Origin of the sequence: Pseudoalteromonas sp. Isolate6 (assembly GCF_022398435.1) — a bacterium.
Classification (GTDB): domain Bacteria; phylum Pseudomonadota; class Gammaproteobacteria; order Enterobacterales; family Alteromonadaceae; genus Pseudoalteromonas; species Pseudoalteromonas galatheae.
In genome coordinates this window covers 12794-35210 of record NZ_JAKEVK010000016.1, presented here as the reverse complement: position 1 = coordinate 35210, position 22417 = coordinate 12794, and the positions used below count along the sequence as shown (strand labels likewise).

Genomic DNA, 22417 nt, shown 5'->3' with positions numbered 1-22417 from the left:
AAGCAATGATAAAAGATTATTACCAGCAGTTTGATCCTGCAAAGCAATACAGTCAGCTATTGTTTCGAGCGAGTAAAGGGTTGCAAAGTCGTGAACTTAACGACCTGCAACTGCAGTCTCAGCACCATGTAAAAGGCATCGCTGATGTATTGTTGAAAGATGGGGATGTGGTTAAGGGGGGTGAGGTGGTTATTGACCAAGCTCATGCCGTTGCAACCATTGGCGCATCCTCAGTATATCTGCAAGGTGCGGTACATGATGTCGACACCAAACAGTTAGCGATTGCGCTAAATAAACTCGAAATTGTCGGAGTGTGGTTAGCAAAGGAAGTGGTGACAGAGCTTGAAGATTCAACACTTAGAGATCCAGCCATTGGCGCACACAATTTTGACGAAGCGGGTGCCGCGCGACTGAAAATCTCGGGCCGTTGGGGGCTGAGCGACAGCCTTGACTATCCCAATAGCGACTTTTTTCCCGTTTACCAAATCGATCATGGCACGCTTATCGTTAAGCAGCCGCCACCACAACTAGACTCAATTACCAGCGCACTTGCGCGTTACGACCGCGAGTCAAACGGTGGGAGTTATGTGGTGAGCGGGCTCAATGTTAGCTATCGAGAGAGCACGGCAAGCCACCAGCACTTTAATGTGCAAGAGGGAAAAGCGCATATCAATGGCTATGAAATAGCGTTTAACACCGCACTGCCTGTTACGCTGCCAAACGACCCTGATGTACGTGAGGTGATCAATGAGCCGAGCCGATTTAGCGCCAATACTCAAGGCGCTATGCGAATTGATTTAGACTTTGCACCGGTGCAGCGCATTGATCAGGTGACTGCTGAGGTGAAAAAGCGTACCTCTCTGACTCGAGGCCACGCGCAAACCGGCCAAAATACCGATCCCTTTGATGATGACTCTGTCATTGAAATTTTGCAGATCTCGCAAGGTGGCATTGAATATCAGCAAGGTATCGACTTTATCTTTACCCGTAATCATATTAGCTGGCGTGATGGTGGCAATAAGCCGGCATCAGGCACGTCGTATGACGTGGTTTATACTTATCGCCGACTTATTGAAGTTGATGCCGACGAAACCGGATTTTGGCTCGAGCAACAGTTAAACGAGGCTGAAGAAATGCTCGAAAATGGCCTTGTGGTCGTCGATTATCATTGGTTTATGCCACGTATCGACCTGCTTGTGCTTACCCCCAATGGTCATGTTGAGCGGATCAAAGGTGCACCCGACAGAATCAACCCGCAAGCACCTTTAGTGCCTCATCAACACCTGGGGCTTGCCCAAGTGCAGCAACACTGGGGGAGCGCGCCGCCGCATATCCAAAATATTGCGATTGAAGCGGTACAAATGACAGATCTTGCGTTGATGCAACAGCAGATCTCAGATTTATACCAATTGTTGGCTATTGAACGCCTACGTAACGATACCAATGCTCAGTCACCTGCTAGCAAATACGGCGTGTTTGTTGACCCGTTTTTAGATGACGATATGCGCGATATTGGACTTGGACAAAGCGCAGCTATTGTGGATGGCGAACTCATGCTGCCAATGGCCGCAGAAATAACTCAGTTGTCACAACCACAAGTCCAAACATTACCTTACGAACTCGAGGATGTCTTAGTACAAGAAAGCCGTACTGGGGAGATGAAAATTAATCCTTATATGGCATTTGAACCACTGCCTGCGGATGTCACGTTAACCCCAAGTGTTGACCATTGGACACAAACCCAGACTCAGTGGACAAGCCCTATTACACGCCGCTTAACCCGTGGTGGTGGGCGCGTGCGTCGTGTTGTTGAACATACCACGACAGAACGAGTTGGTGTGCGCCGTCAGCAAGACGAGTTCTTGCGCACTCGTTGGGTCAACTTTGCTATTTCTGGGTTTGATTCAGGTGAGCAACTGGACTCACTATTATTCGATGGCATTGAAATTATTTCAGAGGTGCAAGCATGATCCAAGCAAATACACGCGGTGAATTAGCAGGTCGATTTAAAGTGCCAAATAATGTTCCCGCTGGAACTAAACTGGTGCGATTTATTGGTAAGCAAGGTTCGGCAGGAAGCGCTAGTTATACAGGTAGTGGCGTGATTGAAGTGGAAACATTGAGGCGTGTAAATAACATTATTACTCAGCGTTTTGATCCACTCGCACAAACCTTTATTTTGGAGCAATCGCGATTTATTGCCGGTGTTGAATTATGGTTTACCGCCAAAGGACAGGAGGCGGTTGAAGTACAAATTCGAGAAGTTGTACAAGGTATTCCTACGCAAACTGTGCTGGCAAGTAGCAAAATAAGCAGCGATGAGATAAAGCTAAATGACCAATCGACACTGTTTACCTTTACTCCAACCTTTTTAAATGCCGATCAGGAATATGCGTTGGTTGTGTTAACTGATGGGGCCGAGCACAGTGTTGCTATTGCAGAGCTCGGTAAGCTTGATCAGGCGCACAACTGGGTTACCTCTCAGCCGTATCAAGTAGGAGTGTTGTTATCATCAAGCAACGCTAGCACCTGGACGCCACATCAGGATAAAGATCTGACATTTAGATTAAAGGCTGCCAAATTCACAGAGCAAAGTAGACGGATTGAACTCGGCGAGGTAGAGGTTGAACAAGTAACGGATTTAATGCTCTTAGCTGTAGTCCAGCGCCCAAGTGCAGATACTCAAGTTACCTTTGAACTCACTTACCCTACTGGCAATAAAGAAAAAGTACTAAGCGTTCAAGAGTGGCAACCAAGTACGCTTGGAGAAACCATAACTGGCAAGGTTAAGGTCGCTGCTGTATTGACGGGAACACAAAGCTTAACGCCAGTACTTTTTGCGGGCAGCCAGTGCGTTCATGGGCAAGTCGCGCAAACTGGAGACTATATTTCTCGCGAGCTGCGCTGCCGTTTAGGCGGTGATTTAACGGTGAGCTTTGAAGCGAATATTCAAAGCCACTCAGAAGTACAAGCTTTGATGCAAAAAGGGGATGTTTGGCTACCGCTTGCACTAGATAGCAGTTCAGTGCTGAACGATGGTTGGCAGCAGTTCAACTACACCTTTAACGGTGTTGATACCGCCACGACACGCGTAAAATTAGTACTGAAGGGGACTCCGGCACAGCGCCCTAGAGTACGAAATCTACGCACATTTACCTTGTAGGAGAAATTGTGGACATCAACCAATTTACTCCATTTCAGCAATATCCACTCCCTCACCCAGATAATCTACTTGAACAAGACGTACAGCGATTGATCAATGCGCTTAAGGCAATTGATGCAGATATCCACCAGCAGCAATTGGTACATCAACAAGCTCAAGTAGATATCGACAAGCGCTTCAGACGGCTTCGGCTAAATCAAGTGTTGGGTGAAACCCTGCTACCAATTTAAAGGATTTATAAGAGGAAATTATGGCAACAATTCAACAAGCCGTTCAAGTAATGGTCGACAAACTGGTCGCCGATATGAACGGCAGCACTCCGCTGAGTGCAGAGGAGCAAACCTTAGTCACGAATGCAATTGCGCGGCTTGCAGATAACGCCAAGCTTGAGCAAGCCGTAGTGGCCGTTGCACAGGAACATTTGGATGACTCAACCCAGCTATTACAGCAGGTTGCAACCTCTGCGATTAATAGTATTGATTCTGCCAAAGCTGACTTAACCGCGTCGACCGCAGAGCTGGTTACCAGAGCTGCAAAACTAGCGCTTCTGGATCAAATAGGTCCTTTGACGCAACAAATTAATAAAGTGGTCGCGAACAACACGGCAGCTACGCCAAAAACCTTATTCGCGATAAAAAATATTGATACGGCGAATAATCATGCTAATTTTCGCCGCTCCACATCGGTTTTGGCTATCTATAATAGTGATGGTACTTCCTACCTCACTCGGCCAAGTGTCAACGCAAATGCAGCAACAGAAACATGCCGTTTGGATCATTTAAAAATTAGCCAAGATGGCACATTTACGACGATTTTAAAGTCGAGTTTTGTGTACAACAATGCCTTTGAGCAAAACCCAGCAACTAAGGTGTATCAATATGGTTCAAGTACTATCGTACCACTGGGTTTAAAAGCACAACCTAATGACATTAGTTTTGAAATCGTTTATAGCACTCAAGAGTCTCAGTCCACAAATGCAACAGAGTATGGTGGTATTTTTGTTTCAGGACAGGGGTTTACATCGCGAACTTTGCCTAAGCAAGATCTCAATGCCCGAGATAAATTTGGTATTCCAACTAGGTCTAGTTACAACCATAATGAGGTAGCTGTGTTGTACAATAACCAAAAGCACTGCTTGGTGATTATCGACTCGGGTACTAACTTGGTTGTGGAAAAATATCGTGATGGCAATCACATTACTAACATCGCCATTGCGAATGAAGCTGAATATCAGAATTATGTGGATAGCGGTGATTTTACAACGATGGTATTTATCACAAATACCCTCGCACAGCCGCACGGAATAAATCGCTATAACCACAGCGAATCGGAAATTTCTAGTTATTCATCTAACTATTACGGTTATTTTGGCTTACTCGGAAATGAGCTCAAAATGGCAGGTGATAAATTCAACGCACATTATCTCTTCACTGAAGAGCTGAAGCTTCAGCCTATCAATTATATTTTTACCAGTAATAGTGAACCGTATCGTACACAAAGTTCAAATGGTACTGAGAATAGTGAAGGTGAAGTGAATGTGGTAATGGAAACACTAGATGGCGAGTTACTGAGTTCATACTGCTATCGCTCTAAGGCCGATAGCTTAGGATACGATGGAGGGATAATAGCCACAGCCATTCAAGCGATGAATCCATACTCACATATAGGCGTTATTAATGAGCACTATCTATATAACCAGTACGGCCTTGCTAGAACCTGTCGCGCGATTTAAGGAGTGAAAATGAATACTTACTACGACAATAACAAAGGGATGTCTATTGCGGGTAACTTTTGGCTGGTACACCCGCAAACAGGCGAGCAATGGAGTAAAGAGTCCGTAGCACAATTTATAGCTGAAGCTCAGTTAGAGACTGAAGAAAACTCTGAAGTTGAGTATTTAAAACAGCAAGTCATTTCGCGCATAAAGCAACTCGCCTATGGCAAATTGCAATCGGAGCAGTGGCGAGTAGAGCGCGCAAAAGAGCGCGAGTTGAGTGAGCAGTTGAACGGTAATGAGGAAGGTGCGGCAACAGAGCGTGCAAACCTACTAGCCATTTTACAGCAAAGAGAAGTGGTGCGTGAAAAAAGCGGTGAGTTAGAAGCCGAGGTGCTTAGCCTTACCACTCAAGCTGAATTACTACAGTTTGAGGTTGCGTTCTAATAACTTCGCAGCAGGTCAGGATTGACCTGTTTTACTCCCTAAAAATCAGTAAGATAGACCTATGCTTGAGAAAGTTAACAAGCACACAGGTTTCCAATCTCCAAGGCCCACAAGCAAGTGTTTGCTGTGGGCTTTTTTTGTTGGTGAGGGTTATTACTGTCAAGGTAAAAGCTCTTAGCCTGAGTTCTAGTCAATTAGGAATTTCTAAATAATACACAAGTAATGCAAAAGTTAATTTAAGGAGTGAGTATGAAAGAAGACAAAACCTTTATAGCTGAGAGCAAAGCTAAAGCTAACCCTGAAACATTTGGTGTTAAATATGGGATAGATATGAGCAGGGCAGATCAGGAAAATAACCTGAAGTTCCTGAATGAATGTCTCGCAATGTGGAGAAATTGAAATAACTGGCGATATCGAAATATATGGCAGTGCAAAGGTGAGATCTGGACATCGTATTTCTGGCCAATCAAGGTCAACATGTAGCATTAGGGGGAAACACCCTACGGCACCGACGATTATTGACAACACAGTAGGTAAAACCCCGAATCAGAATAATAACTCTAGAGATGTTGTTATTCGCCACCTCAAGGTTGAGTCTGAACATTCTCATTGCTTTCACGTGACGCCCTATCAATGGACTTGGGATTCTTGTCGCTTCTCTTGCGCTAAGTCCGCAATTAAGTTTTATGATGGCGGCTATCAAGTTGAGAACTATATTATCAACAATTATTTTATCCATTGCGGTCGAGGTATAGATTCATTTCTTGAGAAGAACGCAAGTGGTGACTACATCCAAAGAACATTTAAAGCGACAGATCAATATGTTTTAAATAACGTTTTCTTTCGTGCGGGTGAAATTGACTCCGCTATCAAGATGTTCATACCGTCAGGTTCTCGGTTTGATGGTAACCATTACTATGGAGGTGCGGCAGCTGAGTTTGTTTACTTTAGCGGTGGCTCAAATGTCAGGGTGGCGAACGAGTACTTTGAGAATATGAAAAACGCGAGAATGAGAATTAACTTTGGTGCACCTCATTCAGAGTATAACATTGTTGGTTGTTCGTTCTTTGGCGGAAATGGTTCTCAGCGAGACCATAATGGTAATCAAAGTCACTTGGTTACTTTGTCTTTTAATCCAGACAACTACTGTTCTGCGACTTTTGTCGGAAACTCATTCTCAGGAGCAAGTAGTAAAATCCCAGTTTTTGGTTTACTAAATGGACGTTATAGTAACTTAGGTGGAGCCAATGTTCAGTTTGATAAGTCCAACTTGATAAACTCACCTAATTACTCCAAGGCTGTAGCGCTCGATACAGGTGACAACGAAACGAGGAACGTGATCCAGTCTAATCATCCAAACTTTATTATTATGTCATCGGATGGAAAGACAGACTTTACTAAAGGAGATGGAAGTGAATATATCTTCACATACTCAGGTGTGGCTGAAAAGGAAGTAAAATTGCCTGCGAGTCCTAGATGGAGTAAAAATAAACCTCTCATTATTCGAAATATGTCAGGTACAACGACTTTGAAGTTGGCTCAAGGCAGGGTATTTGGAATGAAAGAGATCCCGACTGGTTGTTCAGCGAGTATTATGCAAAAACCAGATGAACCAAATTCGTACTTATGTGTCAAGTTAAGTTAATTCTTAGGTAAGTCAGCTTATGGCAAACCGGTCAGGATTGACCTGTTTTACTCCCTAAAAACCAGTAAGATAGACCTATGCTTGAGAAAGTTAACAAGCACACAGGTTTCCAATCTCCAAGGCCCACAAGCAAGTGTTTGCTGTGGGTTTTTTTATGGCGCAAAGCGAGGAGGTGATGATGGCATTTGAGCGATTGGACTTATCGCAGTTGCCCATTCCTAAAGTGTTAAAACCCTTAAACTTTGAGCAGCGTCTAGAAGCATTAAAGCAAGCATTGCTGCAAAAGGATAGCGCACTCCAAGAGGTAGTAAACTTGGAAAGTGAACCTCTGACTAAACTGTTAGAAGTCATGGCATATCAAGGGCTGACTCAGCAAAGTATGCTAAATGATGCAATAGAAGCGAACTTGCTCGCGAGTGCTTCAGGGAGTGATTTAGACGCAATCGCAGCGCGGTTTAATGTTGCAAGGCTTGGGAATGAGGATGATGAGCGCTTAAGAGCGAGAACGCAACTGGCGTTTGATGGACTGAATACCGCAGGGAGCGCGGCCTCTTATCGCTTTCATGCATTGTCGGTGAGTAATGAGATTTGCGATGTGCAAGTTCATAGTCCGAGGCCATGTGAAATAGAACTAACCGCCTTGAGTCGAATAGGGAAAGGTACACTAAGCGCGGAGCTGCTGAATAAATTACACGTCGCCTTTACCCCTGAATCGTCAACTCAGCCTGAAGTCTCTAAAGTGAGACCGCTTGGCGATAGAGTCACAATCAAGCAGCCACAGATATTGACGTTTAACATTGCAGCGGAACTTGAGATTTTACCTGGCCCGTCGCCTGAGGTGATTGTGGACAGTGCCTCAGCCGCGCTCGACGCTTACTTAACAGAAAGGCGTCAGCTTGGTCGGCAGATCACGCGAGCGGGTATTAGCAACGCTTTGTTTTTATCCGGTGTTGAAAACATTAGGTTGGAGTCGCCAAGTGAAGACATTATACCTCTAGATATTGAGGTGGCGTATTGTCAGCAAATGGATTTGCGGGTAAAGGTGAGGGGGCAGGATGACTAAGCTTTTACCTCATAATGCGTCAACGTTGGAGCAGTGGTTAGCAGAGCTGCAAGCCAAGCCTCGAACTATCCGAGCAGGCTTATTAGCGGCCTTAAAAATTGATCAGCGCAGCGATGATGAGCTAGTGGAAATTGCGCGTTATCTCTCGTTGACGGAGGCCGATTGTCTTGATTTACGCAGCGCACTTAAACGCTTATCAAGTAATAAGCTGCTGCCAATTATTAACTCTCAAGTGTTTTTCCCAAGAGATGCACTTGAGCGGCTAGCGATAAATGTCCGACTAAGTGGGCTCTCCCTCAAGGATGATGAAGCACGAACCCAATTGCGTGATGCCTGTGTACTGAGCGACACACGGCTGCTCTTAACGAGTCTTTGGCAACCCGAGCTTTGCCCTGAGCCTTTATTGCCTTTTTTGGCGTGGAACTACTCAGTGGATGAGTGGGATGAACATTGGCCTGTGGCGATTAAACGCCAAGTCATTACTGATGCATTCACGGTTCATCAGTGCAAGGGAACCCCATTTGCGCTGCAAAAAGCGCTCGATAGCCTCAATATTGAAACCGAGATCAAGGAATGGTGGCAGCAGACAGATGGTTTGCCTGGCACTGTGCAGATCTGGGCGCTTATTAATCAGAATTTGGACGACCGACAACAAGGATTGTTGACCTCCCAGATGCTCAAACGTATTCGCCGTGTGGTAAACGCAGTGAAGCGCGGTGCTATCCATGTTGATTTACAATTGGGGATTGCGCTTAAAGAGCAAATTGGTGCTGCAGGTCTTGGTAAAGCGCCTTTGGGTTTGAGCAATACTCAAGTGTTGGGGTTAGGGGTAAAACCTGAGCAAGGCAAAGCCGCATTAGGGGCATGTGGCCATATAAATCACTATGGCTATCAAATGCTAAATACCGAAGGTACAGGCGTTTTACCAAATGAAACGCAGGTAAGTTTAGGTGTGCTTGCGGTTGCAAAACAGCTGAATGCACAAATGCATACCGGCCAAGGATTGGGCGTTCACCCTGATGAGTTAATGCAAGGAGTGGTACTCGCCAGTGGTATGCACCGACTTCAATATCAACATTATCATTTACAAGGAGCGACTTAATGTCTGCACTAACGCTGCAGTTTACCCATGCGGGACTTGATGCCCTACTCAGCGCTCAAGCGCGAGGCTTTAAGGGGCAAATCAGCCATATGGCGTTTGGCGATGCCGCTTATACGCCATCACAAAATCAAACTGAGCTACGCAGCCTAAAAGAGCGTGTAGCTATTGCCGACAGCGACTATCAAGACGGTGAAAGTACGAGCCTTAAAATTGCAGGCAAATTCGACGCACCACTTGAATATGCCATCAGAGAAATTGGTGTTTATTTAGATAGCGGCGAAGTAGATGCAAATGGTGAGCCGGAGCTGATTTTGCTGGGGGTTTACTCAAAAGCCAACACCACACTTGGCTACCGTACACCTGACGTTAAAGTACTACAGTGGTTAACGTTAAGTTTGGCTCAACTGCCTAGTGAGAGTATTGAGGTAAAGCTAGGGGTCGACAATCTTAATCTGATTGTTGACAAAGAGCTGGCCGAAATGACGCTAACGCAGCTAGATACGATGCATCGGCAAATCAAACAGGAGTTTCGTTTGCAACAACAGGAAACCGCGCTAAGTGAGCTGCAACAATTGCTCACCAGTGAAGTGACACGATTAGATACAACACATGCCGCTCGACTAGATAATCGCGTATCAGCATTCCATGGCTTATTTAACGCAGAACTTGCCAACGTAACAACGGTACAGCTAGACACCATGAACCGCCAAACCAATCAAGAAATTAGATTAACCAATCTTGAGTATCAATAAGGAAACACTATGTCAAATGACAATTTAACCATGACGGAGCGCCTGAGCCAGGTTGCCACACGTGCCAATGCACTGTGCCAAACCGTTGAAGATCAGGTTGGGATTATTCAAAGTACTTTATCAGAAACAGTTACACATACGAAAAATGAGGTAGCTGGTGAAATTACGAGTATTAATAATCAATTAGAGCAAGCCGAAGAACAGTTTAATCAATGGAAAGGTCAATATACTCAAGAAATTAACGGTTTGCCAGTTACTGTGAATGGTAATGAAAAGAGCTTCTTTTTTCGAGGTTACTTAAGTGCTGGTAGTTATTCTTCAGACGCAACAGGTCCTGACTCTGACTTTCCAAGATGTGGTACACCTAAGCCTCCATATTACGTAAATATGTTGGAGTTTGACGCTTCTGGTACTAATCAGACCTTTGGCGAGATAGGTGACTGGTTTTCTATCGACTGTGTGATTTCACATAGAGGGATGATAGCTTCTGCTGGGTATGGTAATCACTTTATATTTACAGGCACGACGAGCAATGATTGTGTTTCCGGTTTACTGGAAATCAAGAAGGTATCTCAGAATGGCGCGATAAAGCTATATATTTCAGAACCTGATTTTGAAGATCAAGAGATTGCAATAGATAAAGAGCTTGAAGGTTCAACTATTCCTATATTTTTTAGGAGAATCAATCAAGGATATGGAAAGGGAGTAGCAAGGATCTCCTTAAAAATTGATACAAGGTATCACTGTGGGGCATCGAGAGCTATTGCTGTCAGTGCAAAATACAGCTCAGATAAGGGTCAACCTTGCGTAGAACGCTTAACTCATACACAACCTTCATGGGAGCAGTAAAATGGACGTAAATACATTAAGCCTAGATACGGATTTTTCGGAATGTGATGAATGGGAAACAACACGAGCCTTGCGTGATGCCTACCTCAGAGCTACGGATTGGATGGCATTAAAGTATCAAGAAATGGATGGTCAAGTACCTCAGTCTTTAAAAGACTATCGTCAGGCTTTGCGAGATTTGCCTCAAAGTTTTGAATCTCCGGAGCAAGTGGTTTGGCCGGCAAAACCTGAACTCTAAAATCCCTAACCTTCTTTCGGGCGTTTCGTCCATCTTCGGCTTTTTAATCTAGCCAATTTATAATTTGAGAGCACAACTATGCATCGACAAACCTTGATAGCTAAGGTGTTGGCGTGCCTGAGTGCCGGTCTGTCTGAGCTTGCTCAAGTTGATTTACTAAAAGCAAGCCAGCCACAACCGGATTTAACAGAGCGTGCACAGCTTACCCTAATCCCAATCGCTGAGCGACAAGCCAGTGAACTGCAAGCGAAAGGCGCCGACAAAGGCGTGACTTATGGGCCTGCGTACAATAAAAACCTGAGCCCAAATGCACTCGACAGACGAGTGATGACGTTGCAGCTTGAACTGGCGCTTGAAGAGGCTGAACCCTCGGCGTTGATAGCGCGGTTGGATAACTTGGTCAGTGCCGCTGAGGCTTCAATTATAAAGGACGAAACGCCCGCCCCTTGGCAACACTTTATTTGCGAAAAAAGCAGTTTTAGTTATAGCAACCAAGTCAATTCAATGCTCGCTAAGGCGACGCTGACTTGGCAATTTTATTACCAAGTTGAGTATCCCGAGGAGGCCGGTGTTGAGGTGACAGAAGTGTATCTTGGACCTCATGGTGGCGAGCATCGCTTAATTTACAAAACCCCAGAAGAAGGACCGATAGCGTGATAGCCAATCAACATTTTTCAGACTTAGCCATGTCCGACTTACAGCAGCGTCTTACTAAGTTAATTAGCCTAGGAACGGTGCATGAAGTGGACTACGAAACGGCGACCGTCAAGGTCAAAATGGGTGATTGGATCACGGCAAAGTTACCTTGGCTAACGGCGCAAGCTGCTCATGATATGACTTGGCAAGCCCCTGAAGTTGGTGAGCAAGTGATGGTGTTATCTCCCTGTGGAGATACTTCCCAGGGAGTCGTACTTGGCAGTTTGTATTCCAACTCGCAACCACACCATCATCAAGATCATGTTCTTGGTGCTGGTGAGGCATATGAGCAGGTGTCAGACAGGGAAGCGGTGAGTCGCACTAAGTATAAGGATGGTGCGATGGTGGAATACGACCGAGAGCAACACATTTACCATTTGTATGTGCCTAACACCAGTGGCAATGAGGTAGCACAAATTAAAGTGCACTCGGCGCGCGATATCCACATTGAGTGTGGTAACGATGCCACTGTGATCGTTGGCAATGATGCTAACGTGCAAGTTGCGAACAATCTAACTGCGCAAATTGGTAATGATGCGGTGGTAAGTGCTGATAACAATATCAGTGTGGCAGCAGCGAATGAGCTATCGCTTGAGGGCAGCAGCATAACCATGAGCTCAACCTCAGGGAATATTGAAATAGCGGCCAGCGCGACGTTGAAATTAAACGGCGCAAACATCAGTGCACAGGAGTGATTGGGTATGCCAGTGATAGCAGTGGATGGCGATATGACAAATGTTCACGCGCAATTTGTACCAGGGACGGCTAGTGCCACACAGTCGAGTTTTACCGTCGCAGGTAAGCCGGTACTTAGGGTTGGAGATCCCATCAGTGACCATGTATTTTCACCCGATCCAAAAGTAAAACACGTTGGCGTCACGATAGCTGCTGGTGCTGGTAGCTTCACCATTGCAGGGAAAGCGGTCGCGAGGATCAGTGATGCAGTCAGTTGTGGTGGCAAGCTTGCAGTTGCGGGCGTCGCGTCATTTAGTGTAGGAGGGTAACTCAGCATGATAGGAATGAATGCCAAAACGGGCAAGCCGCTAGGTGGTGTTGAGCATCTAAAACAGAGTATTCGCGATATTGTGACCACACCACTTGGGAGTCGAGTGATGCGGCGCGATTATGGCTGCGGCTTATATGAGCTTGTAGATAGGCCTTTTTCTCACTCTTTGGTAGGGGATATCACTATGACCATCGCCAATGCACTTGAGAAGTGGGAGCCACGTTTTCAACTTGATGGTGTTGCAGTACACCCAGCAGGAGAGGGCAAGTTGTCTATCGAAATAAAAGGATTGTATTTAATCAACGGGGAGCCTGTCACCATCGAGGGTATCCAAATCTAAGTCATTTTTTATTCACCTTACCCGTTAGGTATAAGGTCAACAAACTCTAATTTATATGAAGTTATTAGGGCCATACAAGGCAGCTTGTATGGCCTTTTTTATTCTCTAACTGACATGTCTTTAAAGGAGATAACTATGTCAAAATTTCTACACGGTGTAGAAGTCATTGAGGCGCAATCCGGCACGCGTCCAATCAAAACAGTAAAAAGCTCAGTAATTGGTGTGATTGGTACTGCACCTAGTGCAGATCCAGAAAAGTTTCCACTTAACACACCTGTATTGGTTGCTGGTAAACGTGCTGAAGCTGCACCGTTGGGTACAGAAGGAACACTGCCTGCGGCAATGGACGGTATTTTTGACCAAGCTGGTGCGGTAGTCGTTGTGGTTCGTGTCGATGGTGCTGATGAAGCGGCAATCATGTCAAACATGGTTGGCGGTGTGGCAGCAGACGGTTCTTATGAAGGTGTACAAGCTTTCCTTGGTGCTGAGTCTGTACTTGGCGTAACACCACGTATTCTTGTGGCGCCAGGTTATGCGCATCAACGCCCTGAAGGTAATCGTAACCCAGTTATCACAGAACTTGTGAACGTGGCTGAGCGTCTTCGTGCGGTGATCATTGCAGATGGTCCAAATACAAACGATGAGGATGCAAAAACATATCGTGCTGACTTTGGTTCGCGCCGTGTGTTCGTTGTTGACCCTCATGTCAAAGTATTCCGCGATGGTAAAGCAGAAGTTGAACCTGCAAGTGCACGTGTTGCGGGCATGATTGCTAAGTCGGACAACGACCGAGGCTTTTGGTGGAGCCCAAGTAATACCAATATGAACGGTATTGTGGCAACTGCACGTCCAATCGACTTCCAGCTGGGCGATGCCAACGCGCGTGCGAATATGCTGAACGAAAAAGAAGTGTCGACCATCATTCGTCAAAACGGCTTTAAGTTGTGGGGTAACCGTACTTGTTCTGACGACCCTAAATGGGCATTCCTGTCAGTGGTACGTACCGCAGATATGATCAACGACTCACTACTGCGTGCGCACATGTGGGCGGTTGACCGCAATATCACCAAAACTTACATCGAAGATGTTACGCAAAGTGTTCAGTCATACCTAGATAGCTTAAAAGCACAAGGTGCAATTCTTGGCGGTCAAATTTGGGCTGACGAAGAGTTAAACACACCGGCCAATATTCAAGCGGGTAAAGTGTATTTTAGCTTTGACTTCACGCCGCCAACACCGGCTGAGCACATCACCTTCAAGAGTATTCTAACTAACAACTACCTAGAGGAAATCGTATAATGGCAATCTCTCCAAAAATTCTTAAAAAATTCAAGCTGTTTGTAGACGGTAAAGGCTATCTAGGTATTGCTGATGAAATCCAGCTACCAAAAGTAACCGTAAAAACTCGCGAAGTGACGTCGGGTTTCCAAGCGCCGGTTGAGCTTGATGTTGGCCAACTTGAAAAGCTAGAAGGCACAATCACGTTACTTGAATACAACGCTGACATGATGAAGCTACTTGGCGATTGGAGCGGTGCAACAACGCCATTAACGGCTCGTGGTGCTATCCAAGCGCAAGGCGAAGCGCCAGTGCCCGTAGTGGTAACGCTTGAAGGCTTCTTCAAAGAAGTGGATATGGGCAGCTGGAAAGACGGCGAGGAAGCTAAGCTAACGCTGCAATATGCAATTCAGAAGTACAAACTACAGATCGGTCAAGATGTAATTTACGAAATTGACCTATACAACGACGTTCGTACCGTTAATGGTAAGGACCAAATGGCAGCACTTCGCGCAGCAATCGGAGCTTAATCCATGAAAGAAATCATTACCTTAGCATTCCCAATTACGGTCGATGGGCATGAGTATGCAGAACTGACAATGAGACGACCAAAAGTACGCGATCGGTTAATGGTGGATAGAGCGGATATCAGCGAGTCAGAAAGCGAAATTCGTTATTTCTCGCACTTATGCGAAGTTTCTCCAGATATCATCGAAGAGCTTGATTGGAGTGATTTTGTGAAGCTGCGAGAAACGCTACAAGCTTTTCTCGTGTCCCGCCAAAGCGCTTAAAAGCCATGGTTATCGCTCTGGCCAAATATACTGGCTGGGGCTTGGCCGAACTCAACGCGCTGACCGAAGACGAACTCATCGAGTGGTTTGAAGCAGCGCTTGATTACAAACAAGCGACAGAAGCGGGCTAAACCGATGACCGCAACCGCCCCTTAATCCTTTAGGGGGCGCATTTCCATACTTTTAGACGCTTTAGCTTAGGCCTCAGCTTAAGCTAAAGCGTTTCACTTTTCTCTATTTTCCTCAGGTAACGCCATGACAAAACAAGGTAAACAGGTTCGTTCACGAGAGGCGAACAAAGTCAAAAATAAGTTGCCACAGGTAACTTCGCTTGCTAACCAAGTTGCACATTTAGGTAGTCTAGTTGCAAAGCTCAATGCCAATTCAGCGACTAGTGCGCAGATCCAGCAATTAATCTCCATCATGACTCAACTTAATGCCAGCGCGGTGTTAAGTCCACAGGCTTCGTTCTCAGTACCTGAGTTTCAGGCACCTGCAACTGGTGAAAAAGCTGTGCCTAGTAGCCAGCTGGTTCAGCAGGCTGAGCAGGTCATGTTGGCGTTGCCCGATTCTTTACAGCATGCGATAAGCGGCTTGTCTGAACGGGTTGCAGAACTGGATTTCAGCGCCGCAAGCCAAACCGTACAAGTTGAATTGGCGGCATTAGCCGAACACGTTCCTTCACTTTTTAACGCAATTTCCGTTGCACCAGCCGTGACTGCCGCGACAAATGCATCCAAACAAAGCCAATCTGTAATCGATGCTCAGCAGCAATTTTGCCTAGATGCAGCGTCATTGGGTCAAGCTTTGCCGGACTTTGCATTGAGTTTAGATTTGGCTGATTTGCCAAAGCAACTGCTCGAAACAGGCAATTTGTTGAGCAATATTGAGTTTGCAGAGGTACTCAAAGGAGAGCTTGGTTCACTAACAGAAGCTGCTCCTGCGTTATTGACTCAATTTGGCTTTGACGATGCGGCAAACGTGGTAACGCAGTTTGCGCCAGCTGTGAACCAATTGGATATTCCAGGACTTTTTCAAGGCGATTTACAAAGTTTGCAGCAGGCTTTGCCAAGCTTGCTAGAAGCCGTTGATCTTAAGGCATTGAACCAAACTCTCGCACAAGAAATTCCGGCGCTTGCACAACTTGATTTAGCCGGGCTTGCTAATGGTGAGCTGGGGTCGTTGGCCGCAACATTACCAAACTTACTTGAGGCGGCTGGACTTGATGGTGCTGCAAACTCAGTATCTGCGGCTTTGCCAGCACTACAACAATTGGACTTAGGAGCAATTGCGGATGGTGATATCCAGTCGTTGCTACAAAGTGCTCCGGCATTATTAGATGCATTGGATATGCAGGGTGCGTCGCAGGCTTTTGGTTCAGTTCTTCCTATCGCTGAAAAACTCGATTTTAAGGGCTTAATGGATGGTGAGCTAAGCAGCTTAGTGGATGCCGCACCTGAAGTGCTTAGAGCATTTGAACTTGGCGATGCAGCGGATAAGCTACAAGCTGCGATTCCTGGCTTAAAACAACTGAATCTCAAGCAAATTGCCAGCGGTGACGTATCGAGCCTTATGGCGGCAGGTCCTTCATTACTAAAGGCATTTGAATTAGACGGTGCAGCTGGCGTACTCGAAGGCGCATTACCGGCATTAGAAAAACTGGATGTCGACGCGATTTTGGGGGGCGACATCAAGTCCCTTGTAAGTGCAGGGCCTGAACTGTTAAGTGCATTTGGGCTAAACGATGCGGCAAGTGTACTAGAGCAACACGCTGATCTACTCTCCAATATTGATTTAAAAGGCGTTCTCAAGGGAGATCTATCTTCTCTTACCAACAGCTTACCAGATTTATTTGGTGAGTTTGGATTAGACGGTATTAGCGATGATTTATCCGAGTCGTTTGCTGAGTTAGAAGGTGATGTTGAAGAGAAGAAATCTACGCGTAAAAAAGGACGCAAGAAGCGAGGCAGAAAGCGCAACAAGCGAGCTAAGTCTTCCAATCTAGCGGATAAACAAGAAACGTCGGCGGATCGCGAGCACAAGCCGCGCAACAAGCCGCGCAAAGTCAACAAACGAAGCGCCAATAAACCCGCTTTGAAACTGTTAGACGGCGGGAAAGCCCCTAGCGTAAAAACACAGTTAGATAATCAAGCATCGCAACCAATGTCCAAAGCAAAAGCCAAAAAAGTCAAAATGATGGCTGCCGCAAATGATGCTAGTTATCAAAAGCTTGGTAGTTTCTCTCCAGCTAAAGGTGGCAAACTTGGTCAGTTATTCAAGGGGTCTAAAAAGTTACTTGGGCGTGCGGCTGCACCGCTTAGCGTGGCGTTAGGTGCATTCGATGCATTCACGGCATTAACTGATGACACGTTAACGACGAAAGAAAAAACCACTCAGGTTGGAGCGGCTGCGGGTGGCGCTGGCGGCGCACTCGCGGGCGCCGCAGCAGGCGCGGCAATTGGCTCGGTTGTTCCTGTGGTTGGCACTGCAATTGGCGGCTTAGTCGGTGGTGCACTCGGCGCGATGGGCGGTGAGTCAATCGGTGGTTGGTTTGGTGACAAACTTGGTGGTTGGTTCTCTGACGATGCTCAGGACTCAGCTTCAGGTACCTCGAGCCCTTCGGTGACAGAGCGCTTGCTCGATAGCGCAACGAGTTTTGCCACCATGGGACCACTGGGCTTAATTAGCGACACCCTCGGCGGTTGGTTATCAAAAGGCGATGAAAACGTTGCGCAAACGGACAACAAAACGGCTGCGATTAGTACGCCTCAAAGTGGTGAAGCAACTAAAAACAATGCGCTCGACTTTGTTAAAAATAATGTCATTAATGAGCTGAATTTGGCCACCGGCACGGCTGCTGCGTTTGCTGCTAATCAAGGGATGACAACCGGCAAAATACACGGCGTCAGCAAGGCGGGTGATTTGGCTGGTAGAGCGCTAAACGCACACACAGTATGGGAAACGCTCAATAATGATGGGCTTTCTGTTAAAGAAAAAGCGGCTGGCATTGGTAGCACGCTGGGCGGTATGTTTTCTGCTGATGCGGTATCAGGTGCACTTTCAAAAAGCAAAAATCCCTATGTGAGAATGGCGGCCCCTATGGCGGGTTACCTTACCAACAACATGGTTGGTGATGCCATTAAAAGCTGGTTTAGCGAGGACAAAACATCAGCTACCAATGAGTCTAAAGCACCGGATCTAAATAGTTTAAATCAACTGAATGTGAGTGCGAATAAAGCATCTGAATATTCATCGGCACCACAACCGGGCGCAGCATCGGTAACAGTGAACGCCAATATCACAGTCAATGCAAAAGATGGCCAACAGGCTTATGAGGTTGCGCAGCAAGTGAAGCAAATGTTGGATCAGCAGCAGCAACAAGCAGAGCAAGAGCTTAGTGCGCGATATTACAATCAAGTGGCATAACGATAGAGGACTAAATGAGCAAAGTTAATCATGCTAAACATATGATGCAACTGGGAGACTACAAGTTTTCAGTAAGCACCGCAGCGTTTAATAAGCTCCAGTACGATTCTCAATATCGCTGGGAAGCCCACAAATCTCAGACTGATAAGGACTCTCCGCCGATGCAATTTATTGGTGTAGGAGAGCAAACCTTAAACATTGAAGGGGTGATCTTCCCGCAAATTGTGGATAACGGCTTGAAGCAGTTAGACATGATGAGAGATGAAGCCGCCAAAGGGGAGCCGATGACGCTGGGCTATGTTGAAGAAAGTGGGAAATCTAGTCCAAGCGTAGGGCGCGTGATGGGTAAGTGGGTCATCAAACGGATAAGTGAAACGCGGACCTTATTTTTTAATGATGGGATCCCACGAGAAATCCAATTTTCAATGGAGCTCAGCCGCTATTAAGCGCGCTGGATGCTAAGGAGTCGTTATGAGCAAAGGGGTAACTTATATTACGCGAGATGGTGATTGTCTCGATCTCATCTGTTTTAAGCACTATGGCCGCAGTAGTGGCATGGTAGAAAAGGTGCTAGAAGCCAATCATGGCTTGGCAGAGCTTGGTCCAATTTATTCGGAGCAGATCAGTATTTTTCTTCCCGAAATCGCAAAACCTACTGTGTCTAAAGTGATCAATATTTGGGATTAATATGGACTTACAACCGCATTATTCTATTAAAGCAAATGGCAATGAGGTATCAAAAACACTGAAGAACCGCTTGGCTGAGCTCAGTGTTACAACACGCACCGGACTGGCGAGTGATACCTGCTATGTACGATTTGACAATTTGGCTGACGCGCCCATTGCCTTACCCGCACCAACGGATCAACTAGAAATTGCGATGGGATATAAAGAAGGCACCAAAGATCAGAGTGCTCCTTCAACCAAATTAGGTATTTTCGAAGTGGGCGCTTATGAGTTGACTGGCCCCAATCGCTCATTGACATTTTATGGTAATAAAGTGCTGTGGGATCAAGATTTTAAAGCGTTAAAAATACGCTCATGGCCAGAGCAGGGGAAGGATGAGCCGCTGATGCTGGACAAACTTATTCAAGACATTGCTGGTGAGTATGGGCTACAGGCAAAAATAGGCGATGCTTTTCAGGGCCGAGAAATACCGCACATTGAGCAAAGTGAAAGCGATATGCAATTGCTAAGCAAGCTTGCTGTACAGTTTGACGCAATCATGAAGATTGCGGATGACAAGCTTATCTTTATGGCTAAAGGCACCGGAAAGTCGTTAACTGGCAAAGCTTTACCTAGCGTGACGGTAAGTAAAAAGCAGCTGGTTTCATGGCAGCTTAATGCTAACCACAACAAGTTAGTTAAAGGGGTGCAGGCGTATTTTTACGATAAAGCGTTAGCGCAAAAAACATTGGTAAGTGTCGGTGGCGGTTCACCTAATACTACACTCTCTTACGTTTATCCTAATGAAGCCGAAGCACAAACCGCGGCGACGGCCATGTTACAGCGTTTAAATCGAGCGCATACCAGTGTGCAGCTTTGTGTGGTTGGCGACCCTAATTTATTAGCAGGTGGCGTGATAACTATCGAAGAGGTTGATGATAACCTCAACGGCGACTGGTTTGTCTGTGAGGTCAAACATGTAATTAATCACGCCGGCTTTAAAAGCTATTTAGTATGCGAAGCATTAGGTTAAGTTAAATCCCACACTTTTTATATTAGGCGTCAGCGATTATCGCGTTGAGCGCTTCCTTCCTTAATTTTTTCCTTTCTCCCTGTGTCCCGCACAGGGTGTACTTCTATCTCATCCATCATAGGTGAGATATACCCTTTCTCCATGTGGGCCATCCTCATTTTGAGGCTCTGGCCTCTTTCCTACCTGTAATTTGATGTAATGGTGTAAGTCAGAAATAGCTTCTACACTGCAGTAATGCTTCATGAATTGAACCACTGCAAAAAGGATTACAACATGTCACATCACTGCAATCAAAATCCCATTGTTTCAGCTGCGATATACCCACCCATTGGAGTAATGCGGGTTGGTAATAGCCCAGATGAATTTTTTATTGGTCCTGAGGTCGATACCGCCATTCCAAGAGATATGAATTACTATCGCGATAGCACGGGGGCGTTGAAGCGCCAAGCTGCGCGTTTTCGTATTTATGGATTGGACGCCGAGGGCAACATCGTTAAAGAGCTCACTTGCGACGACGGTGCTTCTATCATTTGGCATGCTCGCTTGGCTAATCAAAAAGCATCTTGGTATGAGTTTCAATTAGCGTTGGATATTCCAGAGGCGGCTGAAGCCGAGCCGAGTTTACTACGCAACCTCAATGTAAACGACCGTAACAGCTTGCTCATTGATGGTGGGGCGCAGCAGATCAGTGGTATTGCTTCTGGGTGCGGTTGTAGTCGCTTTGAAGGATGTTTTGCCGGTAAAAAAGTGTACTTAGGCGAAATGCGTACCGATGATAAGGGCCGCTTACTGATGCTTGGTGGGCACGGGGTGTCAGAAAATCCTCAAGGCCACGAAGCGATCACGTTCGGTAATAATGAAGGCTGGTACGACGATACTTCGGACGGCCCGGTAACTGCTGAGGTGAAATATCAAGGCAAAGCACTTGATGTGAAACCTGCATGGGTTATTTGTGCGCCACCAGATTACGCACCAATGCAAAAATCTCCGCGAACCATGTGGGATTTAATGCGTCAGGTTGCAGTTGACGCCAAGATGCTACCTGCACCTAAGGGTAAGCCTTCCTTTAGTAAAGACATTCTGCCGATTTTCCAAAGGTTAACCGATTTACAATGGGTTAATGCGGGATTTGCCGCAGGATTTGGCTGGAATAGCCCCTTTGATTTTACTTCAGAGACTTGGATCAGCCGTTTAAATGACAACTCACGCACATGGCAAGAAGTAAGACGTAATCTCTTTAATAACTTTAGACAGATAGAAAAAGTCACCACAGCGGATGAAAAACATAGTTGGAACCCTAAATTTGCCGCTACCGCTCCGCAGTTGTGGCCTTGGTTGTACGGCGATGCGATGAGTGTAGATGCCGATGACTCGCCAAGGCAGTTTGTCACCCTGACAGAAATTCAGTTGAATATGTTACAGCAGTGGTCGAATGGCGAATTTGATTCTGATTACGACCCTTGTTATCGCCCCCCAGCCAGCATTGATGAAATACCAGTTGCTGAGCAGCCTGATATGTTAACCAAGGCGGCGATGGAGTTCTGTTTAGCGGATGCTTTCCACCCTGGATGTGAAATGACTTGGCCAATGCGTACAGCAGGCATGTATAGCGAGGCTTTCCGTCTTAAGCATTCAGAGGATACTGCACCGACCCACGGCACCAATTATGGCGTGGAAATGACATCAGAAATCGCGCTGCATTCGAGCGGGCCGTTAAAAACGGGGCAGGTTGCTGGTGGCATTACACGTTGGATGGCCATTCCTTGGCAAACAGACACCGCGAGTTGTCGTGATGGCTACAATGAAGCGTACGACCCTTATTTACCGACCTTTTGGCCTGCACGAGTGCCAAATAATATGCTTAGCGAGCAAAATTATCACCGAGTAGTCGATGAAACAAAGCCATTTGCAGAGCGACAAGCAGCATTTAATGACCGGGAGCTGTGGCTAAACGATTTGCCGATAGGCCCTTCAACCAACTATATCGAGCAGATCAACAGTATGATCACTGGGTTTGGTCAATTGGCGGTGGTATTACCGAAGACAGAAAAAGGCGTAACTGGTTTTCCAACCACCATGCAAGTAGGGTTAACACCAGTCAAAGCGGAAAAACTGCTGGCTGCGGATAATAACGAAAGCATGCGAGATTGTCGTCCTGATTTGTCACAAACCGACAAAGCACATCGTCGGAATCGCAAATAATAAGGG

At 46.1% G+C, this 22417-nt stretch carries 25 protein-coding genes; all 25 read left to right on the top strand.

What is annotated here, in order from left to right; genetic code table 11:
- Positions 1 to 5 precede the first annotated feature (5 nt).
- The 25 genes from L1D50_RS03940 to L1D50_RS03825 all read left to right on the top strand — a co-directional run bounded on the left by L1D50_RS03940 (position 6) and on the right by L1D50_RS03825 (position 22411).
- Positions 6 to 1970, top strand: coding sequence for a DUF4815 domain-containing protein (locus L1D50_RS03940; RefSeq protein WP_239965574.1), 1965 nt, complete (start codon positions 6 to 8; stop codon positions 1968 to 1970).
- Complete coding sequence (locus L1D50_RS03935; RefSeq protein ID WP_239965573.1) at positions 1967 to 3163, top strand: hypothetical protein; 1197 nt, start codon at positions 1967 to 1969, stop codon at positions 3161 to 3163. The genes L1D50_RS03940 and L1D50_RS03935 overlap by 4 nt, the downstream gene beginning before the upstream one ends.
- Before the next feature lie 8 nt (positions 3164 to 3171).
- Positions 3172 to 3393, top strand: a complete 222-nt coding sequence (locus L1D50_RS03930) for a hypothetical protein (protein ID WP_138521728.1) — start codon at positions 3172 to 3174, stop codon at positions 3391 to 3393.
- Between the two features lie 20 nt (positions 3394 to 3413).
- Positions 3414 to 4895, top strand: coding sequence for a hypothetical protein (locus tag L1D50_RS03925; RefSeq protein ID WP_128728015.1), 1482 nt, complete (start codon positions 3414 to 3416; stop codon positions 4893 to 4895).
- Positions 4896 to 4904: 9 nt separating this feature from the next.
- Positions 4905 to 5324 carry a hypothetical protein gene (locus L1D50_RS03920; RefSeq protein ID WP_138521726.1) on the top strand — a complete coding sequence of 140 codons (420 nt, stop codon included), beginning with the start codon at positions 4905 to 4907 and terminating at the stop codon, positions 5322 to 5324.
- A gap of 249 nt (positions 5325 to 5573) precedes the next feature.
- Positions 5574 to 5723 (top strand): hypothetical protein, encoded by a 150-nt coding sequence (locus tag L1D50_RS03915; protein WP_239965572.1) that lies wholly within the window; start codon positions 5574 to 5576, stop codon positions 5721 to 5723.
- Positions 5695 to 6969 carry a hypothetical protein gene (locus tag L1D50_RS03910; protein ID WP_239965571.1) on the top strand — a complete coding sequence of 425 codons (1275 nt, stop codon included), beginning with the start codon at positions 5695 to 5697 and terminating at the stop codon, positions 6967 to 6969. Before L1D50_RS03915 ends, L1D50_RS03910 begins: the two co-directional genes overlap by 29 nt.
- Before the next feature lie 154 nt (positions 6970 to 7123).
- On the top strand, positions 7124 to 8032 hold the full coding sequence (locus L1D50_RS03905; protein ID WP_239965570.1) for a baseplate J/gp47 family protein: 909 nt from the start codon (positions 7124 to 7126) through the stop codon (positions 8030 to 8032).
- Positions 8025 to 9134, top strand: a complete 1110-nt coding sequence (locus L1D50_RS03900) for a phage tail protein I (protein ID WP_239965569.1) — start codon at positions 8025 to 8027, stop codon at positions 9132 to 9134. Before L1D50_RS03905 ends, L1D50_RS03900 begins: the two co-directional genes overlap by 8 nt.
- Positions 9134 to 9886: a phage tail protein gene (locus L1D50_RS03895; protein WP_239965568.1), complete on the top strand. Its 753-nt coding sequence runs from the start codon at positions 9134 to 9136 to the stop codon at positions 9884 to 9886. The genes L1D50_RS03900 and L1D50_RS03895 overlap by 1 nt, the downstream gene beginning before the upstream one ends.
- Before the next feature lie 9 nt (positions 9887 to 9895).
- The gene (locus L1D50_RS03890; protein ID WP_239965567.1) at positions 9896 to 10735 is read left to right on the top strand and encodes a hypothetical protein; all 840 of its coding nucleotides are present in this window, start codon (positions 9896 to 9898) and stop codon (positions 10733 to 10735) included.
- A 1-nt stretch (position 10736) separates the two neighbouring features.
- Positions 10737 to 10973: a phage tail assembly chaperone gene (locus tag L1D50_RS03885; RefSeq protein WP_239965566.1), complete on the top strand. Its 237-nt coding sequence runs from the start codon at positions 10737 to 10739 to the stop codon at positions 10971 to 10973.
- 78 nt (positions 10974 to 11051) lie between these two features.
- Positions 11052 to 11630 carry a hypothetical protein gene (locus L1D50_RS03880; RefSeq protein ID WP_239965565.1) on the top strand — a complete coding sequence of 193 codons (579 nt, stop codon included), beginning with the start codon at positions 11052 to 11054 and terminating at the stop codon, positions 11628 to 11630.
- A complete protein-coding gene (locus tag L1D50_RS03875; RefSeq protein WP_239965564.1) occupies positions 11627 to 12364 on the top strand; it encodes a phage baseplate assembly protein V in 738 nt (245 codons plus the stop codon). The genes L1D50_RS03880 and L1D50_RS03875 overlap by 4 nt, the downstream gene beginning before the upstream one ends.
- Positions 12365 to 12370: 6 nt before the next feature.
- Entirely contained in the window at positions 12371 to 12673 is a 303-nt protein-coding gene (locus L1D50_RS03870) for a PAAR domain-containing protein (RefSeq protein ID WP_239965563.1), read from the top strand.
- Between the two features lie 6 nt (positions 12674 to 12679).
- Positions 12680 to 13015 carry a GPW/gp25 family protein gene (locus tag L1D50_RS03865; protein WP_017218947.1) on the top strand — a complete coding sequence of 112 codons (336 nt, stop codon included), beginning with the start codon at positions 12680 to 12682 and terminating at the stop codon, positions 13013 to 13015.
- A 135-nt stretch (positions 13016 to 13150) separates the two neighbouring features.
- Complete coding sequence (locus L1D50_RS03860; protein ID WP_128728006.1) at positions 13151 to 14314, top strand: phage tail sheath subtilisin-like domain-containing protein; 1164 nt, start codon at positions 13151 to 13153, stop codon at positions 14312 to 14314.
- Complete coding sequence (locus tag L1D50_RS03855) at positions 14314 to 14823, top strand: phage major tail tube protein (RefSeq protein ID WP_010378397.1); 510 nt, start codon at positions 14314 to 14316, stop codon at positions 14821 to 14823. Before L1D50_RS03860 ends, L1D50_RS03855 begins: the two co-directional genes overlap by 1 nt.
- 3 nt (positions 14824 to 14826) lie before the next feature.
- Positions 14827 to 15084, top strand: coding sequence for a phage tail assembly protein (locus L1D50_RS03850; protein ID WP_010378399.1), 258 nt, complete (start codon positions 14827 to 14829; stop codon positions 15082 to 15084).
- A gap of 5 nt (positions 15085 to 15089) precedes the next feature.
- Entirely contained in the window at positions 15090 to 15215 is a 126-nt protein-coding gene (locus L1D50_RS23385; protein ID WP_017218950.1) for a hypothetical protein, read from the top strand.
- A 124-nt stretch (positions 15216 to 15339) separates the two neighbouring features.
- Complete coding sequence (locus L1D50_RS03845) at positions 15340 to 18510, top strand: phage tail protein (protein WP_239965562.1); 3171 nt, start codon at positions 15340 to 15342, stop codon at positions 18508 to 18510.
- 14 nt (positions 18511 to 18524) lie between these two features.
- Positions 18525 to 18956 (top strand): phage tail protein, encoded by a 432-nt coding sequence (locus tag L1D50_RS03840; RefSeq protein WP_010378403.1) that lies wholly within the window; start codon positions 18525 to 18527, stop codon positions 18954 to 18956.
- Between the two features lie 25 nt (positions 18957 to 18981).
- The gene (locus L1D50_RS03835; protein WP_010378405.1) at positions 18982 to 19197 is read left to right on the top strand and encodes a tail protein X; all 216 of its coding nucleotides are present in this window, start codon (positions 18982 to 18984) and stop codon (positions 19195 to 19197) included.
- A gap of 1 nt (position 19198) precedes the next feature.
- Complete coding sequence (locus L1D50_RS03830) at positions 19199 to 20209, top strand: contractile injection system protein, VgrG/Pvc8 family (protein ID WP_128728002.1); 1011 nt, start codon at positions 19199 to 19201, stop codon at positions 20207 to 20209.
- A 273-nt stretch (positions 20210 to 20482) separates the two neighbouring features.
- On the top strand, positions 20483 to 22411 hold the full coding sequence (locus L1D50_RS03825; RefSeq protein WP_128728001.1) for a LodA/GoxA family CTQ-dependent oxidase: 1929 nt from the start codon (positions 20483 to 20485) through the stop codon (positions 22409 to 22411).
- The last annotated feature ends 6 nt before the right edge of the window (positions 22412 to 22417 follow it).

Bases quoted from the DNA above. Each gene is read 5' to 3' on its own strand.
- L1D50_RS03870 (WP_239965563.1), top strand. From the start codon at position 12,371: ATGCCAGTGATAGCAGTGGATGGCGATATGACAAATGTTCACGCGCAA.
- L1D50_RS03865 (WP_017218947.1), top strand. From the start codon at position 12,680: ATGATAGGAATGAATGCCAAAACGGGCAAGCCGCTAGGTGGTGTTGAG.
- L1D50_RS03915 (WP_239965572.1), top strand. From the start codon at position 5,574: ATGAAAGAAGACAAAACCTTTATAGCTGAGAGCAAAGCTAAAGCTAAC.
- L1D50_RS03860 (WP_128728006.1), top strand. From the start codon at position 13,151: ATGTCAAAATTTCTACACGGTGTAGAAGTCATTGAGGCGCAATCCGGC.
- L1D50_RS03910 (WP_239965571.1), top strand. From the start codon at position 5,695: ATGAATGTCTCGCAATGTGGAGAAATTGAAATAACTGGCGATATCGAA.
- L1D50_RS03845 (WP_239965562.1), top strand. From the start codon at position 15,340: ATGACAAAACAAGGTAAACAGGTTCGTTCACGAGAGGCGAACAAAGTC.
- L1D50_RS03890 (WP_239965567.1), top strand. From the start codon at position 9,896: ATGTCAAATGACAATTTAACCATGACGGAGCGCCTGAGCCAGGTTGCC.
- L1D50_RS03925 (WP_128728015.1), top strand. From the start codon at position 3,414: ATGGCAACAATTCAACAAGCCGTTCAAGTAATGGTCGACAAACTGGTC.
- L1D50_RS03935 (WP_239965573.1), top strand. From the start codon at position 1,967: ATGATCCAAGCAAATACACGCGGTGAATTAGCAGGTCGATTTAAAGTG.
- L1D50_RS23385 (WP_017218950.1), top strand. From the start codon at position 15,090: ATGGTTATCGCTCTGGCCAAATATACTGGCTGGGGCTTGGCCGAACTC.
- L1D50_RS03880 (WP_239965565.1), top strand. From the start codon at position 11,052: ATGCATCGACAAACCTTGATAGCTAAGGTGTTGGCGTGCCTGAGTGCC.
- L1D50_RS03920 (WP_138521726.1), top strand. From the start codon at position 4,905: ATGAATACTTACTACGACAATAACAAAGGGATGTCTATTGCGGGTAAC.
- L1D50_RS03855 (WP_010378397.1), top strand. From the start codon at position 14,314: ATGGCAATCTCTCCAAAAATTCTTAAAAAATTCAAGCTGTTTGTAGAC.
- L1D50_RS03835 (WP_010378405.1), top strand. From the start codon at position 18,982: ATGAGCAAAGGGGTAACTTATATTACGCGAGATGGTGATTGTCTCGAT.
- L1D50_RS03850 (WP_010378399.1), top strand. From the start codon at position 14,827: ATGAAAGAAATCATTACCTTAGCATTCCCAATTACGGTCGATGGGCAT.
- L1D50_RS03885 (WP_239965566.1), top strand. From the start codon at position 10,737: ATGGACGTAAATACATTAAGCCTAGATACGGATTTTTCGGAATGTGAT.
- L1D50_RS03825 (WP_128728001.1), top strand. From the start codon at position 20,483: ATGTCACATCACTGCAATCAAAATCCCATTGTTTCAGCTGCGATATAC.
- L1D50_RS03895 (WP_239965568.1), top strand. From the start codon at position 9,134: ATGTCTGCACTAACGCTGCAGTTTACCCATGCGGGACTTGATGCCCTA.
- L1D50_RS03900 (WP_239965569.1), top strand. From the start codon at position 8,025: ATGACTAAGCTTTTACCTCATAATGCGTCAACGTTGGAGCAGTGGTTA.
- L1D50_RS03830 (WP_128728002.1), top strand. From the start codon at position 19,199: ATGGACTTACAACCGCATTATTCTATTAAAGCAAATGGCAATGAGGTA.
- L1D50_RS03905 (WP_239965570.1), top strand. From the start codon at position 7,124: ATGGCGCAAAGCGAGGAGGTGATGATGGCATTTGAGCGATTGGACTTA.
- L1D50_RS03840 (WP_010378403.1), top strand. From the start codon at position 18,525: ATGAGCAAAGTTAATCATGCTAAACATATGATGCAACTGGGAGACTAC.
- L1D50_RS03940 (WP_239965574.1), top strand. From the start codon at position 6: ATGATAAAAGATTATTACCAGCAGTTTGATCCTGCAAAGCAATACAGT.